The 14,100-nt window shown below is 70.8% G+C and carries 16 protein-coding genes and 1 tRNA gene; 12 read left to right on the plus strand and 5 right to left on the minus strand.

The features are described from left to right. Window positions 1–68: 68 nt before the first annotated feature. On the plus strand, window positions 69–785 hold the full coding sequence (gene hpf / locus DEJ27_RS04295; protein WP_110861168.1) for a ribosome hibernation-promoting factor, HPF/YfiA family: 717 nt from the start codon (window positions 69–71) through the stop codon (window positions 783–785). Between the two features lie 170 nt (window positions 786–955). Then, window positions 956–3,736 (plus strand): preprotein translocase subunit SecA, encoded by a 2,781-nt coding sequence (secA, locus tag DEJ27_RS04300; protein ID WP_110861166.1) that lies wholly within the window; start codon window positions 956–958, stop codon window positions 3,734–3,736. A 65-nt stretch (window positions 3,737–3,801) separates the two neighbouring features. Here the strand turns inward: secA and DEJ27_RS04305 are convergent, their stop codons facing one another. After that, window positions 3,802–4,242 (minus strand): Rv3235 family protein, encoded by a 441-nt coding sequence (locus DEJ27_RS04305; RefSeq protein WP_110861164.1) that lies wholly within the window; start codon window positions 4,240–4,242, stop codon window positions 3,802–3,804. Between the two features lie 118 nt (window positions 4,243–4,360). Here DEJ27_RS04305 and DEJ27_RS04310 point away from each other — a divergent pair, with 118 nt between their 5' ends. Beyond that, window positions 4,361–5,860 carry a sensor histidine kinase gene (locus tag DEJ27_RS04310; RefSeq protein WP_110861162.1) on the plus strand — a complete coding sequence of 500 codons (1,500 nt, stop codon included), beginning with the start codon at window positions 4,361–4,363 and terminating at the stop codon, window positions 5,858–5,860. Window positions 5,861–6,023: 163 nt separating this feature from the next. Here the strand turns inward: DEJ27_RS04310 and DEJ27_RS04315 are convergent, their stop codons facing one another. Continuing rightward, window positions 6,024–6,272 (minus strand): WhiB family transcriptional regulator, encoded by a 249-nt coding sequence (locus DEJ27_RS04315; protein WP_017888820.1) that lies wholly within the window; start codon window positions 6,270–6,272, stop codon window positions 6,024–6,026. A 261-nt stretch (window positions 6,273–6,533) separates the two neighbouring features. Here DEJ27_RS04315 and DEJ27_RS04320 point away from each other — a divergent pair, with 261 nt between their 5' ends. Next, the gene (locus DEJ27_RS04320) at window positions 6,534–6,965 is read left to right on the plus strand and encodes a hypothetical protein (protein ID WP_110861160.1); all 432 of its coding nucleotides are present in this window, start codon (window positions 6,534–6,536) and stop codon (window positions 6,963–6,965) included. 79 nt (window positions 6,966–7,044) lie between these two features. On the opposite strand, the gene bcp is transcribed toward DEJ27_RS04320, so the two are convergent. Beyond that, window positions 7,045–7,515, minus strand: a complete 471-nt coding sequence (gene bcp, locus DEJ27_RS04325) for a thioredoxin-dependent thiol peroxidase (RefSeq protein ID WP_110861158.1) — start codon at window positions 7,513–7,515, stop codon at window positions 7,045–7,047. A 95-nt stretch (window positions 7,516–7,610) separates the two neighbouring features. On the opposite strand from bcp, the gene DEJ27_RS04330 reads away from it, so the two are divergent. After that, window positions 7,611–7,683: transfer RNA gene (locus DEJ27_RS04330), tRNA-Lys, on the plus strand. Window positions 7,684–7,836: 153 nt separating this feature from the next. Here DEJ27_RS04330 and DEJ27_RS04335 read toward each other — a convergent pair. Then, entirely contained in the window at window positions 7,837–8,487 is a 651-nt protein-coding gene (locus DEJ27_RS04335) for a YigZ family protein (RefSeq protein ID WP_375231875.1), read from the minus strand. 101 nt (window positions 8,488–8,588) lie between these two features. Here DEJ27_RS04335 and DEJ27_RS04340 point away from each other — a divergent pair, with 101 nt between their 5' ends. The 7 genes from DEJ27_RS04340 (at window position 8,589) to DEJ27_RS04370 (ending at window position 13,696) form a co-directional block, all read left to right on the plus strand. After that, window positions 8,589–9,029: a hypothetical protein gene (locus DEJ27_RS04340; RefSeq protein ID WP_051596928.1), complete on the plus strand. Its 441-nt coding sequence runs from the start codon at window positions 8,589–8,591 to the stop codon at window positions 9,027–9,029. Further along, the gene (locus DEJ27_RS04345) at window positions 9,026–9,487 is read left to right on the plus strand and encodes an ImmA/IrrE family metallo-endopeptidase (RefSeq protein ID WP_027466515.1); all 462 of its coding nucleotides are present in this window, start codon (window positions 9,026–9,028) and stop codon (window positions 9,485–9,487) included. The genes DEJ27_RS04340 and DEJ27_RS04345 overlap by 4 nt, the downstream gene beginning before the upstream one ends. Then, window positions 9,484–10,410: a hypothetical protein gene (locus DEJ27_RS04350; RefSeq protein ID WP_110861154.1), complete on the plus strand. Its 927-nt coding sequence runs from the start codon at window positions 9,484–9,486 to the stop codon at window positions 10,408–10,410. Before DEJ27_RS04345 ends, DEJ27_RS04350 begins: the two co-directional genes overlap by 4 nt. Before the next feature lie 162 nt (window positions 10,411–10,572). Further along, window positions 10,573–10,785 carry an SCO4848 family membrane protein gene (locus DEJ27_RS04355; protein WP_110861152.1) on the plus strand — a complete coding sequence of 71 codons (213 nt, stop codon included), beginning with the start codon at window positions 10,573–10,575 and terminating at the stop codon, window positions 10,783–10,785. Window positions 10,786–10,943: 158 nt separating this feature from the next. Further along, complete coding sequence (locus DEJ27_RS04360) at window positions 10,944–11,621, plus strand: response regulator transcription factor (protein WP_110861150.1); 678 nt, start codon at window positions 10,944–10,946, stop codon at window positions 11,619–11,621. After that, window positions 11,614–13,005 carry a cell wall metabolism sensor histidine kinase WalK gene (locus DEJ27_RS04365; protein WP_111090391.1) on the plus strand — a complete coding sequence of 464 codons (1,392 nt, stop codon included), beginning with the start codon at window positions 11,614–11,616 and terminating at the stop codon, window positions 13,003–13,005. Before DEJ27_RS04360 ends, DEJ27_RS04365 begins: the two co-directional genes overlap by 8 nt. A gap of 49 nt (window positions 13,006–13,054) precedes the next feature. Continuing rightward, on the plus strand, window positions 13,055–13,696 hold the full coding sequence (locus tag DEJ27_RS04370; protein WP_146248999.1) for a PepSY domain-containing protein: 642 nt from the start codon (window positions 13,055–13,057) through the stop codon (window positions 13,694–13,696). A gap of 32 nt (window positions 13,697–13,728) precedes the next feature. Here the strand turns inward: DEJ27_RS04370 and DEJ27_RS04375 are convergent, their stop codons facing one another. Continuing rightward, a complete protein-coding gene (locus tag DEJ27_RS04375; protein ID WP_146238557.1) occupies window positions 13,729–14,028 on the minus strand; it encodes a hypothetical protein in 300 nt (99 codons plus the stop codon). Between the last annotated feature and the right edge of the window lie 72 nt (window positions 14,029–14,100).

Here is a 14,100-nt window from a genome sequence, read left to right on the forward strand (position 1 = left end):
AGCCTCGCGGCAAGGCGTTCGGGTCGCCGGACGGAGGCGACGCGCCGACACTGGATGGGAGCCGCCACATGGACGTGACGATCACGGGCCGGAACGTCGGGGTCACCGACCGTTTCCGCACCTACGTCGAACAGAAGTCCGAGAAGATCGACGTGCTCGCCGACCGCGCCCTCGCGTTCGAGGTGCGCATCAGCCGCCACCACGAGAAGTCGAGCGGCAGCCAGGGCGAGGACCGCGTGGAGCTCACGCTGATCGGACCGGGGCCGCTCGTGCGGGCCGAGTCCGCGGCGTCGGACAAGTACGCCGCCTTCGACCTCGCCTTCGCGCGGATCATGGAACGCCTCCGTCGGGCGCGTGACCGCCGCAAGGTGCACCACGGCCGGCACCGCCCCACCTCGGTAGCCGAGGCCTCCGGCAGCGGCTTCGACGGCATGGGTGTCGTCCCGGCCGACGGCAAGCTCATCGAGGACGTCGCGACCGGTGCCGTCCCGGTCGTCGACCAGGAGACCGCCGAGGACGAGAACGAGGTCTACAGCCCGGTCGTCATCCGGCACAAGGTCTTCGAGGCCGCCCCGATGACGGTCGACGACGCCCTGTACTACATGGAGCTCGTCGGGCACGACTTCTACCTGTTCCTCGACGCCGAGACCCGCCGTCCGAGTGTCGTGTACCGACGCAAGGGCTGGGACTACGGCGTGATCGGCATCGACGAGGTGCCCGCCGGCCAGGCGCCGGCCTCGGTCGACGCGGACACCGACGCGGAGCGCGCAGCCGCGATCGCCTGATCCGACGCGGGACCTCCGGTCCCGCACCGTGTGCGCGGTCCGTTCGCGGGCCGCGCACACCCGTGTCCGCGAGAGCCGCGCCGCTCACAGCGCCGTGCGTTCGCGGGTTGCTAGCATGACTGGTCGATCGGGCGCGCAGGTCGCGCGCGACGACCTCGTAAGGAGTTCACGTGGCAAACGTGCTGGAGAAGGTCCTCCGCATCGGCGAAGGACGAACCCTCCGTCGGCTGAAGGCGTACGCCTCGGCCATCAACGACCTCGAGGACGACTTCTCGAGCCTCACCGACGAGGAACTCCACGACGAGACCAAGGAGCTGCGCGAGCGGTACGCCAACGGCGAGACCCTCGACGACCTCCTGCCCGAGGCGTTCGCCGCCGTGCGTGAAGCCGCGAAGCGGACCCTGGGCATGCGGCACTTCGACGTGCAGCTCATGGGCGGCGCCGCGCTGCACCTCGGCAACATCGCCGAGATGAAGACCGGTGAGGGCAAGACCCTCGTCGCGACGACCGCCGCGTACCTCAACGCGATCCCGTCGCGCGGCGTGCACGTCATCACGGTCAACGACTACCTGGCGTCGTACCAGTCCGAGATCATGGGCCGCGTCTTCCGCGCGCTCGGCATGACCACCGGCTGCATCATCGCCAACCAGAGCCCGGCCGAGCGCCGCGAGCAGTACGCCGCCGACATCACGTACGGCACGAACAACGAGTTCGGCTTCGACTACCTGCGCGACAACATGGCGTGGCAGGCCTCGGACATGGTGCAGCGCGGCCACTTCTTCGCCGTCGTGGACGAGGTCGACTCGATCCTCATCGACGAGGCCCGCACGCCGCTCATCATCTCCGGTCCGTCCTCGGGCGAGGCCAACCGCTGGTTCACCGAGTTCGCCTCGATCGCCAAGCGCCTCACCCCGGGCGAGGACTACGAGGTCGACGAGAAGAAGCGAACCGTCGGTGTCCTCGAGCCCGGCATCGAGAAGGTCGAGGACTACCTCGGCATCGAGAACCTGTACGAGTCGGCGAACACCCCGCTCATCTCGTTCCTGAACAACTCGATCAAGGCCGTCGCCCTGTTCAAGAAGGACAAGGACTACGTCGTGATGAACGGCGAGGTGCTCATCGTCGACGAGCACACCGGCCGCATCCTGATGGGCCGCCGCTACAACGAGGGCATCCACCAGGCGATCGAGGCGAAGGAGGGCGTCGAGGTCAAGGCCGAGAACCAGACCCTCGCCACCGTCACGCTGCAGAACTACTTCCGCCTCTACCAGAAGCTCTCCGGCATGACCGGTACCGCCGAGACCGAGGCGGCCGAGTTCATGTCGACCTACAAGCTCGGCGTCGTCCCCATCCCGACGAACAAGCCGATGCAGCGCATCGACCAGACGGACCTCGTCTACAAGAACGAGAAGGCGAAGTTCGAGCAGGTCGCCGAGGACATCGCGGAGCGCCACGAGAAGGGCCAGCCCGTCCTCGTCGGCACCACGAGCGTCGAGAAGTCCGAGTACCTGTCGAAGCTCCTCGCCAAGCAGGGCGTCAAGCACGAGGTCCTCAACGCGAAGAACCACGCCCGTGAAGCCGCGATCGTCGCCCAGGCCGGTCGCTTCGGCGCCGTGACCGTCGCGACGAACATGGCCGGTCGTGGTACCGACATCATGCTCGGCGGCAACGCGGAGTTCCTCGCCGTGCAGGAGATGCACGCCAAGGGCCTGTCACCGACCGAGACCCCCGACGAGTACGAGGCCGCGTGGGACGACGTGTTCGCCCGCGTCAAGGCCGAGGTCGAGGAAGAGGGCGACAAGGTCCGCGCCGTCGGCGGCCTCTACGTGCTCGGCACCGAGCGCCACGAGTCGCGCCGCATCGACAACCAGCTGCGTGGTCGTTCCGGCCGCCAGGGTGACCCGGGCGAGAGCCGCTTCTACCTGTCGCTGACCGACGACCTGATGCGCCTGTTCAACTCCGGTGCCGCCGAGAGCCTGATGGGCCGCTCGAACGTGCCGGACGACCTGGCGATCGAGAACAAGCTCGTCGGCCGTGCGATCCGGTCCGCCCAGGCGCAGGTCGAGGGCCGCAACGCCGAGATCCGCAAGAACGTCCTGAAGTACGACGACGTCCTGAACCGCCAGCGCGAGGCGATCTACAGCGACCGTCGCCACATCCTCGAGGGCGACGACCTGCACGACCGCGCGCAGTCGTTCCTCAAGGCCGTCATCGACGACGTGATCGACAGCCACACCGGCGAAGGCTCCCCGGACGACTGGGACCTCGACGCCATGTGGACCGAGCTCGGCACGCTCTACCCGATCTCGATCTCCATCGACGAGGTCATCACCGAGGCCGGCTCGAAGGGCAAGGCGTCGCGTGACTTCCTGGCCCGCGAGATCCTCTCGGACGCCAAGCTGGCCTACCAGCAGCGTGAGGAGCTCCTCGGCGACGAGGCGATGCGTGAGCTCGAGCGTCGCGTGGTGCTCTCGGTGATCGACCGCCGCTGGCGCGACCACCTGTACGAGATGGACTACCTGAAGGACGGCATCGGCCTCCGCGCCATGGCGCAGCGCGACCCGCTGGTCGAGTACCAGCGCGAGGGCTACGCCCTGTTCCAGACGATGATGGGACAGATCCGCGAAGAGTCGGTCGGCTACCTGTTCAACCTCGAGGTCCAGGTGCAGTCCGACGGTGAGAACGCGGTGATCGAGGCCAAGGGTCTCGGCGAGGACGAGGTCTCCGGCCTCGAGTACTCGGCACCGTCGATCGACGGCGAGGTCGAGGTCCGCGACGAGAAGGGTCGCCTCGAGCAGGCCGCGACCGCTCGTGCGCAGCGCGCCCAGGCCGAGGCCGAAGCGGCCGCCGAGCCGGAGCAGGGCTCCGCGTTCGGCAACGCGGCCACGGCCTCCGGTCAGGCCGCGGCGAGCAACCGCGCCGAGCGTCGCCAGGCCGCCAAGAAGAACTAGCGTCCACACAGGACAGGAGGCACGGTGCCAGCTGGCACCGTGCCTCCCGTCTGTCCGCCAGCCGACTACAGGACCCCGATCGCGGTCGCCTGCCACCGTCCGTGTCGCTCTTCGAGCCGCATGGCGACCGCTCGCGCGTGGCTGCGCGTGTGCACGACCACCGTCGCCTCGGCGACCCCCGCCGCCGGGCGGCAGACGAGGACGCTGCCGACCCGGAGTACCGGACGCCCGCGTGCCCGCCGACCGGAGCCCCGGGCGTGCGCTGCCACCGCGGCCCGCTGCTGCAGGTGCCGCTGCACGTCGTCGCTGATCCACCGGGCGATGCTGTCGACCTCCCGCGCGCCGGTGAGTACCTCGGCGACGCAGAGCCCGAGCGCTCGTGCGGTCGTCGCCGGGTCCGGGGGGCCGGTCGCCGTGGCGGGCTCCGGCGGCGGTTCGACGACCCGCAACGGCGGTGGATGCGCCGTCGTCGTCTCGTGATCGATGCGGCGTGCCTGCTCTGCCACCCCTGCCCCTTCCGTCGTTGGAGCGAGCGTATGGGGCGTGCAACATACAAAATACACACGGGTCTACCCTGTGGAGAGGGCGACGTTCTCCACAAGGCGTCGGACCTAGACTGGCTGGGTGTCGACCCTCAGTGACCTCGTCCTCGCGCAAGGCCGTTCCTCGGAAGCAGACGTGGAGTGGCTCCACCTGCTCGTGGGGGACTGGCAGCTCCTCGCCGACCTGTCCTTCGCCGACATGGTGCTCTGGGTCCCGACCGCCGAGGACGGCTCGTTCGTGGCCGTCGCACACGCCAGGCCGAGTTCCGCGGCGACGCTGTTCTACCGGGACATCGTCGGGCAGGAGATCCGCGAGGAGTGGCGCGGCCAGGTGACCGAGAGCTTCGCCGGATCACGGGTCGTCGACTCCGCCGAGCCGGACTGGTACGAGGACACCCCGACCCGCGTCCGCGCGATCCCGGTGCTCCGCCGCCTGAGCGCGAAGAGCGCCGAGACCACCGAGCGGCCGATCGCCGTCGTCACCCGGCACTCCAACCAGGACGAGATGCGGACCCCGAGCCGCCAGGAGCTCAACTTCACCGCGAGCGCGAACGACCTGTTCGGCATGATCGCCACCGGTGACTTCCCCGACCTCGGTGCACCGGCAGGCCCCCGTCGTGGTGCGCCCCGTGCCAGTGACGGCCTGCTGCGGCTCGACACCGCCGGCATCGTCACGTTCGCGAGCCCGAACGGCCTGAGCGCGTTCAACCGGATGGGCTTCGAGGGGGAACTCGAGCGGAAGTCCCTCGCCGAGGTCACCACCGAGCTCATCGGCGCCCAGCTCGACGTCGACGAGTCCCTGCCGCTCGTCGTCACCGGTCGTGCACCGTGGCGGGCGGACATCGAGTCGAAGGGCGTCACGGTGTCGCTCCGCTCGATCCCGCTCCGCGACCACGGTGAGCGCATCGGTGCCATCGTGCTCTGCCGGGACGTGTCCGAGCTGCGGCACCAGGAGCGCGAGCTCATCACCAAGGACGCCACGATCCGCGAGATCCACCACCGCGTGAAGAACAACCTGCAGACGGTGGCGTCACTGCTGCGGATCCAGGCGCGTCGAACGCACTCGGAAGAAGCGCGGACCTCGCTGCAGAACGCCATGCGCCGCGTCGCCGCCATCGCCGTCGTGCACGACACCCTGTCGAGCGGCCTCAGCCAGACGGTGGACTTCGACGAGGTGTTCGACTCGGTGCTCAAGCTCGTCACCGAGGTCGCCGCGTCGCACAACACGACCGTGCACCCGAAGAAGACCGGCGAGTTCGGGGTGCTGCCGTCCGAGGCCGCGACGCCGCTCGCCCTCGGCCTCACCGAGCTCGTGACGAACGCCGTCGAGCACGGGCTGGACGGCCGTGACGGCGAGGTCGAGATCGTCGCCCGCCGCTTCGACGACCACCTGGAGATCGAGGTCCGCGACAACGGCGTGGGCCTGCCCGAGGGCAAGGTCGGCTCGGGCCTCGGCACGCAGATCGTCCGCACGCTCATCCAGGGCGAGCTCGGCGGCACCATCGACTGGCACACCCTGACGGGCAGCGGCACCGAGGTGACGATCACGATCCCGTTCCGCTGGCTGACCGCCCCCGCCTGACGCCCGCTCCGAGATCGCAAGACACCGGTGTTCGCCGGTCGAACACCCGCGTTCCGGTGTTCGACGCGTGAACACCGGTGTCTTGCAGAATCGGCCCCGCGCGCACGACGACGCCCGCCGCCCCCGGGGGGACGACGGGCGTCGTGGTGTCAGACGACCGGGGTCAGGACGCGCGGCGAGCGCGGGCGGCGCGACGCTTCAGCGCACGACGCTCGTCCTCGCTGAGACCACCCCACACACCCGAGTCCTGGTTGTTCTCGAGGGCGTACTGCAGGCACATCTCGGTGACCGTGCAACGCGCACAGACCGACTTGGCCTTCTCGATCTGGTCGACGGCGGGCCCGGTGTTCCCGACGGGGAAGAAGAGCTCGGGGTCTGCGGTGAGGCAGGCAGCCTTGTCACGCCAGTCCATGTGTGGTGCTCCTTGATGTCGATGCTCGAACGGCAGGCCGGGGCCGTGGTTCGGGGGATCGGACCGCTGACCATGCATGCGGCATGGAGGGGACAACTGTGGGGAGGAGTCCGCAGGAAGCGTGTCTGACGCCCGCGAGACGCTCGGGGGAGGAGCGATGAACCACGGGAGACGCACACCACATCGTGCCGTCCAAACGACCTCCAATATCGTTCCATACTGGTAGGGCCAAATCAAGGGTTCCGATGCTGGAGGATCACTGTGCACGACGACACCCCGAACGACGCCGATCCCTCCGCACCCGTCGCGCGCCGGTCGCCGGCGATGCTGGGGCTGCTCGCCGTGGTCGGCCTCGAGTTCCTCGCGCTGGTGGTCGTGACGGTCGTCCTGGTCGTCGAACTGCTCGTCGCCCCGGCCACGAGCATCGCCTCCGGCATCGCCCTCACCGTCCTCGTCGCCATCGCTGCGCTCTGGCTCGGTGCGCTGCTGAACGGCCTGTGGCAGGGCCGTGCGTGGGTGCGCTCCGGCATCATCGTCTGGCAGGTGCTGCAGGGCGCCATCGCGATCGGGGCGTTCCAGGGCGTCTTCCGGGTCGCCGCAGTCGGCTGGTTGCTGCTCGTCCCGGCCCTGCTCGGGATCACACTGGTGCTGTCGCGGTCGGTGACGGCCGCACTCGCGCGCCCGGCCGAGTAGACGGTCTGGTCCGGACGCACTGGAGGCCCGGTGCCGGTTCCGAGAACCGGCACCGGGCCTTGCGGTGCGTGGCCGGTCCTCAGACCAGGCCGAGCTTCTTCCGCAGGCTCGCCACGTGACCGGTCGCCTTGACGTTGTAGAGCGGCAGCTGCACGGCGCCGTCCTCGTCGACCACGATCGTGGACCGGATCGTGCCGGTGACGATCTTGCCGTAGTTGTTCTTCTCGCCCCAGGCCGCGTAGGCCTTGTGCACGGTGAGGTCGGGGTCGCTCAGCAGCGGGAACGTCAGCGCCTGCTCGTGCTGGAACGTCTTGAGCTTCGCCTGCTCGTCCTTCGAGACACCGAGGACCTCGTAGCCGGCGGCCTGCAGCGAGGACATGTTGTCGCGGAAGTCGCAGGCCTCGGTGGTGCAGCCCGGGGTGGACGCTGCCGGGTAGAAGTACACGATGACCTTCTTGCCGCGCAGGGCAGCCAGGGAGTGCCGGACGCCGTCCTGGTCGGGCAGCGTGAAGTCGGGGGCGGTGTCGCCGGGGACGAGACGGTCGGTCATGGTGCTCCTGTTCGCGTCGTGCGCCCACGAGTGGTCGTGGGCGCGCGAAACCCATGCTATTGTTGATTCCCGTTGCGGCACGGAAGCCGGAACATGCACCTCTAGCTCAATTGGCAGAGCAACTGACTCTTAATCAGTGGGTTCTCGGTTCAAGTCCGAGGGGGTGCACCGTAGGACGAACGCCCCGGCTCATCGAGTCGGGGCGTTCGTGCGTTCCGGGGGTGTGGACGCGTCGACGTCGAGACACGCCCGGGGTGCGTCGAACCGGGGAATCCGGTCCACGGAGACGTCGGTCCGCGCGGACGTCAGTCCACGCGGAATTCAGTCCACGGGGACGTCGACGATCCGCTCCTCGCCGACGACGGGTTCGAGCGAACCGGCCGACGCGGCGGCGAGGTCGGCGGTCAGGGCTCCGAGCGCCTCGTGGGGGACCCACACCTCGAAGGTCGCCGACTGCCCGTACTCGGTCGGACCGAGCGTCGCGTGGTGGTGCCGGACCCAGTCGCGCAGCACGTTGTCGAGCCGTCCGGCGTCGGCGTGGTCGACGTCGAAGCGCACCTGCGTCAGGGCCTCGCGGCGGACGAGGACCGCCGTGTCGAGCGCCTCGGACACCGAGGTCGAGTAGGCCCGGACCAGTCCGCCCGCACCGAGCTTCACCCCGCCGAAGTACCGCGTGACGACCGCGACGACGTCGGTCAGGTCGCGGCGTCGCAGGACCTCGAGCATGGGGACGCCCGCGGTGCCGGAGGGCTCGCCGTCGTCCGAGGATCGGGCCTGGTCGCCGAGCACGCCGGTGACCATCGCCGTGCAGTTGTGCCGGGCATCCCAGTACCGCCGCCGGACCTCGGTGATCACGCGGTCGGCGTCCTCGACGCCGGAGACCGGTGCCACGGTGGTGATGAACCGCGACTTCGTGATGACGATCTCGTGCTCGACCGGTGCCGCGACGGTGGCGGGGAAGCGGCGGGGCATGCCCACGAGGGTAGCGGCGCGGGTGTCGGGCGCCCGCGCTAGCATGGCGTCCACGCGCCGGACCCACACCTCGCGCGGACACGGCTGGGGAGGAGTCCGACATGGACACGGGTGATCTGAAGGGCGGGGCGCTCGACGCCGCCGAGCTCGCGCGCCGCCTCAACCTGCTCCTCGACTTCGAGGAGTCGCAGCGTGGCGCCCCGGTGCCGTTCTCCTCGATCGAGGAGTACGTCGCGGCACACGGCGGGTCGCTGTCGCGGGCGAAGTGGACCTACATGCTCTCGGGCGACGGCCGCCGCAACCGCGACACCGAGCTCCTGCGCCTGCTGGCCGGGTACTTCGAGGTCGACGAACGCTTCCTGCTCGAGGACAGCGAGGTACCGGAACGGATCGGGGCCCAGCTCGCCCTCGTCCGCTCCCTGCGCTCCGCCCGCGTGAGCGGCTTCGCGGCCCGGACCTTCCCCGGTGAACTCTCACCCGACGCGCTGCGGCGCATCGCCGAGGTGCTCGAGGAGGAATCGCAGCGGGGGAGCGTCGCATGACCGACGCCCTCGTCGAGGCGTTCTGGGCTCGTGGCGCCGCCGAGGGGTGGTCGGACGTCGACCAGGCCGTCGCCGCCGCCGCCGACGTCGTCGGCAAGCCGATCGTGGTGCGCGAGGAGTCGTTCCTGGCCGCCGAGCCCGTCTGCGGCTTCGTGGCCACGCTCGAGCACGCGCACCTCGTGATGATCTCACCGACAGCCTCGCCGACGTTCCGGTCGTTCGTCATCGGCCACGAGCTCGGGCACGTGCTGCACCGGCACCAGGAGCACGCCCCGCAGAGCGCGTACATCCGCGATGTCATCCCCGACCTGCCCGAGTACAAGGTCGAGCGTGCGCTGGCCCGCGGCATGTTCTCGAACACGTACGAGCACGAGGCCGAGGTCTTCGCCGACCGCCTGGCCACCGTGATCCGCCAGCACCGCGGCCGCCCGAGCGCCTTCCGAGGGGTCTTCGGGTGATCATCGCCGTCGTCCAGGCGGTGCTGCTCATCGTCGGGACGATCGTGCTGTTGGTCCTGCAACGCGGGCAGGACCGCACGCTGGCGTTCACGTTCCTGCTCTTCGCCGCCACCATCGTGACGAACGTCGACCCGCTGTACCGGTGGCTCGACCCGCTGCTCGGCGGGTACAACGTCGTGACCGTCATCAGCGACTGCCTCATGGTGGCCGGCACGAGCACGCTGCTGTGGGGCGTGGCGAAGGCGGTCGGCGCGGCGCGGCCCTGGCTCCGGAACGCGGTCGTGGTGTCCTTCGCCGTGGTCGTCGTGGTGGTCGTCGTCGCGTTCACCGTGCTCGACAAGCCCGCGACCACGACGACCTTCATGCTCGACGCCGGCTCGCACCCGGCGGCCACCGTCTACTCGATCGCGCAGACCGTCTACCTCGGGGTGGCCCTCGGCGCGACGGGGTTCATCTGCGTGCTCCGGCTGCGCGAAGCCCGGACGACCACCGACCTGGTGGGGCTGTGGGTCCTGGTCCTCGGTGGGGTCCTCGGGGTCGTCCGCATGGTCGTGGTCGTCGTGATGGACGTCGCGCACGTCGCCGGTGACCTGGACGTCACGCACGCGCTCTCGCTGCCCTACGACGTCACCACGCCGGGAGCCGTGCTGTGCGTGGCGTCCGGCATGCTCCTGCTCGTCGTCGGGCACCGGATCTCCCGCCGACGCCGGGCCCGCCTCGTGGACGATGCGCTGCGCCGCCTGGCGCCGCTGCACGACCGGATCGGTGTGGACAACGCCTACCCGCCGACCGACGACCCCGCGACCCGGCTCAGTCGCCGCATCGTCGAGATCAACGACGGCGTGCGGGGTGCACGGGCGTCGCTGACCGACGCCGAGCGTGTCGCCCTCGCCGACGCCGAGGCCGCCCTCGAGACCGCGTAGTCCCTCGACGCTGCCGAACAGGCCGTGTACAGTCTGTAGCAGGTGCTACAGATCCTGTGGCCTGCCGGGTCGGGACTCGGCCGCGTTGGGGGCGGCCGAGCACCACCCGCCCGGCAACCCCGTACCAGCATCGTCGCCCCCGGCGTTCACTAGGATCGTCCCGTGCTCGTCTTCGCCGCAGTCGTCCTGTTCATCGGCGCCGTCTTCAACGTCGTCACCTGGCCGCGCTTCTTCCAGCGCGTCGCGAAGGACTCGCGTGCCCGCGACGCCGCAGGCAAGCCGACGACGTTCTACACGGTGCACCTCGTGCTCCTGCTCGTCGCGCTCGCGATCGCCGTCGCGTCCGTGATCGCAGGGATCCTGCTGCTGGTCTGAGCCGGCCGAGGCGGCGCGGCTCTGGTCCGGACCGCCACCGGACGGGAGGCCCGTGGCGCCGCCGCCACGGGCCTCCCGTCCGCCCCCGGTCACCGTCGCGAGCCGCGCTCGCGGGCCGCTTCAGCCCTGCTTCAGCGGGGCACGGCAGGATCGACCCCATGCGGGTGCTGGTGGTCGACGACGAGGTCCGGCTCGCCGACGGCGTGCGCCGCGGCCTCGAGGCCGAGGGATGGGCGGTCGACGTCGCGCACGACGGCGTGGACGGTCTGTGGCACGCGCGTGAGTTCCGCTACGACGCGATCGTGCTCGACCTGATGATGCCCGGCCTGAGCGGCTGGGCCGTGTGCGCGCAGCTCCGCTCCGACGGCGACTGGACCCCCGTGCTCATGCTGACCGCCAAGGACGGCGAGTGGGACCAGGTCGAGGCGCTCGACGCGGGGGCCGACGACTACGTCACCAAGCCGTTCTCGCACCCGGTGCTCGTGGCACGGCTGCGGGCGCTCGTCCGACGGGGTGCCCGCGAGCGCCCCACCGTGCTGACCCTCGGCGACCTGGTGGTCGACCCCGCGGCGCGCACCGTGGCGCGCGGCGAGACCCCCGTCGAGCTGACCAGCCGCGAGTTCGCCGTGCTCGAGTACCTCGCACGGCACCCGGGACAGGTCCGGTCGAAGCGCGACGTCATCGAGAACGTCTGGGACGTCGACTTCGAGGGCGACCCGAACATCGTCGAGGTGTACGTCGGACACCTCCGCCGGAAGCTCGACCGGCCGTTCGGGCGTGCCGCGATAGAGACGGTCCGCGGCGCCGGGTACCGCTTGGCGGCGGACGGTGGCTGAGCGGCCGAACCCCCGTGCGAGCGGGGCCGCACGAGGAAGGCCACGGCGCCCTCGGTCGGTCCGGGCCCGCACCACCCTCGGCGCCGGGGTCGTCGTCCTCGCGACCCTGGTCATCGGTGCCGTCGCGTTCGTCGTCGTGCTGCGGCTCGTGCTGCTCGACGGCGTGCGCACCTCGGCCGAGGCCGGTCTCGAGCAGGTGTCCTCCCGGGTCGAGGCGGACGGTGCGGCCGCGGTGACCGGCTACGAGGACGTCCTGGTGCAGGTGATCGGCGACGGCGGGGCGGTCCTGGCGCAAGGCGAGGACGCCGACGGCGCTGCCCTGCCCACCGCCGACGAGTCCCGGTGGACCCACGACGGCGAACGCTGGCTGCTCGTGGCGGACGACGTGGACCTGCCCGGCGGCGGCGAGGCGACGCTCGTCTACGGTGCCACGCTCGACCAGGCCGACACCGCGGTCCGCACCGCCGTCGTGCTCCTCGCCGTCGGGGTGCCCGTACTGGTGCTCCTGCTGGTCGCGGTCACCTGGGCCGTCACCGGACGCTCGCTGCGGCCCGTGGAGCGGATGCGCACCGAGGTCGAGACGATCCGGACGGCCCGTCCGGACGCCCGGGTCGAGGTGCCGGACACCGGCGACGAGGTCGCCCGGCTCGCGAGCACCATGAACGCCATGCTCGACCGCCTCGAACGGTCCGCCGAGAGCCAGCGGCGGTTCGTGTCCGACGCCTCCCACGAACTCCGGTCGCCGATCGCGTCGATCCGGCAGCACGCCGAGGTCGCCGTCGCGCACCCGGAGCGGACCGAGGTGGCCGACCTCGCCGACGTCATCCGGTCCGAGGCGGTGCGCCTGCAGGACCTGGTCACCGGGCTGCTCGAGCTCTCCCGCCTCGACGAGGGCGGGATCCGCACGCGGCGCCCCGTCGACCTCGACGACCTGGCGTTGGACGCGGTGGCGCGGGCACGGTCGACGACCGGTGTCGCGCCCGCGCGGGACGGCGACGCCCCGGCGGTCCGGGTGGACGGTTCGGCGATCTCCGCAGCGCGGGTCCTCGGCGACGAGCGCGTGCTGGCGGGGGTGGTCCGGAACCTCGTCGACAACGCCGTCCGGCACGCGAGCACACGCGTCACGGTGTCGCTCACCGAACACGACGGGTCCGCGGTGCTCACGGTCGACGACGACGGCACCGGCGTCCCCGAGGACGAGCGCGAGCGCGTCTTCGAGCGGTTCGTCCGTCTCGACGAGGCCCGCAGCCGGGACGCCGGCGGCGCGGGGCTCGGCCTCGCCATCGTCCGCGACGCCGTGCGGGCTCACGGCGGCGACACGACCGTGGTCACGTCCCCGCTCGGCGGCGCGCGCTTCGTCGTCCGCATCGCACTCGGCGGCTGAACAGGCGGCTTCAGGGCTGCTTCAGCACCCCGACGCGATGCTCGTCCACATGAACCTCCGTACCCAGCACCAGAAGCCCTCCGCCCGCCGCATCGCCGCGTTCGCCGCCCTGCCGATCGTCGCGGCGCTCGCACTCACCGGTTGCGCCAGCGACGACTCGGACGACGACACCGGCTCGGCCGGCTCGTCGGCGACGGACTCGTCGGGCTCCGCTTCGTCTTCGGCCGGTGCGTCCGGCGCGGCGTCCGCCGGCTCGAACAAGGCCCTGCTCGCAGCGGTCGCCACCGCGCGCGGCGAGGTCGGCTCGGGCACCGTCATCTCGGTCGAGCAGGAACAGGGCGCCTCCGCCTACGAGGTCCTGGTCGTGACGAAGGACGGCACCGAGCACGAGGTGCACACGAACGCCGACGGCACCTCGGTCGCCGGCACCCCGCAGACCGAGGCCGCCGACGCGGACGACAAGGCCGAGCACGAGCGCTTCGTCGCAGCCGCCGACCTGAGCGTCAAGCAGGCCGTCGACGCATTCCAGGACCTGCACGCGGGGACCGTGACCGAACTCGGACTCGACGACCACGTCGGCACGGTCGTCTGGGAGGGCGACGTGCTCGACTCGTCCGGCACCAAGCACAGCGTGCGCATCGATGCCGGCTCCGGTGACGTCGTCACCGACCGCGTCGACACCGACGACTGACCCGGGTCCCCGTGGGCCCGGCACCGGCGTCCTCAGGACTCCAGCGGCGGGCCGAGCACCTTCCGGATCGCCAGCGCAGCGAGCTGCTCGTCCGGGGTGTCGAGCAGCACCCGGTAGGTGTCCGGCCCGGCGAGGAACTCGACGCAGACGGCGTCCTCGTCGCACGGTCCGAGGCGCCACCCCTGCACCGCGTCCATCGGCACCGCCGTGCGCGTCTCGCGCTGGTAGTCGGTCTCGGCCTCGAGACGATCCGCGAACACCCGGAGGCGTCCGTAGGCACCTCGCCAGCTGAGCTGCAGGTCGAGGGTGGGAGAAGCAGAACGGTCCGGCACCCGCTGATGGTAGCGACGGTGCCGGACCGCTCGTGTTCGGCGCTGAGGGCCTTGCGTTCCGGGGACAAGCGG

It is taken from the genome of Curtobacterium sp. MCPF17_018 (genome assembly GCF_003234135.1).
GTDB lineage: Bacteria > Actinomycetota > Actinomycetes > Actinomycetales > Microbacteriaceae > Curtobacterium > Curtobacterium flaccumfaciens.

Excerpts from the sequence above, each read along its gene's own strand:
- hpf (WP_110861168.1), top strand. The coding sequence starts at position 69 with ATGGACGTGACGATCACGGGCCGGAACGTCGGGGTCACCGACCGTTTC.
- DEJ27_RS04315 (WP_017888820.1), bottom strand. The coding sequence starts at position 6,272 with ATGGACTGGCGTGACAAGGCTGCCTGCCTCACCGCAGACCCCGAGCTC.
- bcp (WP_110861158.1), bottom strand. The coding sequence starts at position 7,515 with ATGACCGACCGTCTCGTCCCCGGCGACACCGCCCCCGACTTCACGCTG.
- DEJ27_RS04335 (WP_375231875.1), bottom strand. The coding sequence starts at position 8,487 with ATGCCCCGCCGCTTCCCCGCCACCGTCGCGGCACCGGTCGAGCACGAG.
- DEJ27_RS04340 (WP_051596928.1), top strand. The coding sequence starts at position 8,589 with ATGGACACGGGTGATCTGAAGGGCGGGGCGCTCGACGCCGCCGAGCTC.
- DEJ27_RS04345 (WP_027466515.1), top strand. The coding sequence starts at position 9,026 with ATGACCGACGCCCTCGTCGAGGCGTTCTGGGCTCGTGGCGCCGCCGAG.
- DEJ27_RS04360 (WP_110861150.1), top strand. The coding sequence starts at position 10,944 with ATGCGGGTGCTGGTGGTCGACGACGAGGTCCGGCTCGCCGACGGCGTG.
- DEJ27_RS04370 (WP_146248999.1), top strand. The coding sequence starts at position 13,055 with ATGAACCTCCGTACCCAGCACCAGAAGCCCTCCGCCCGCCGCATCGCC.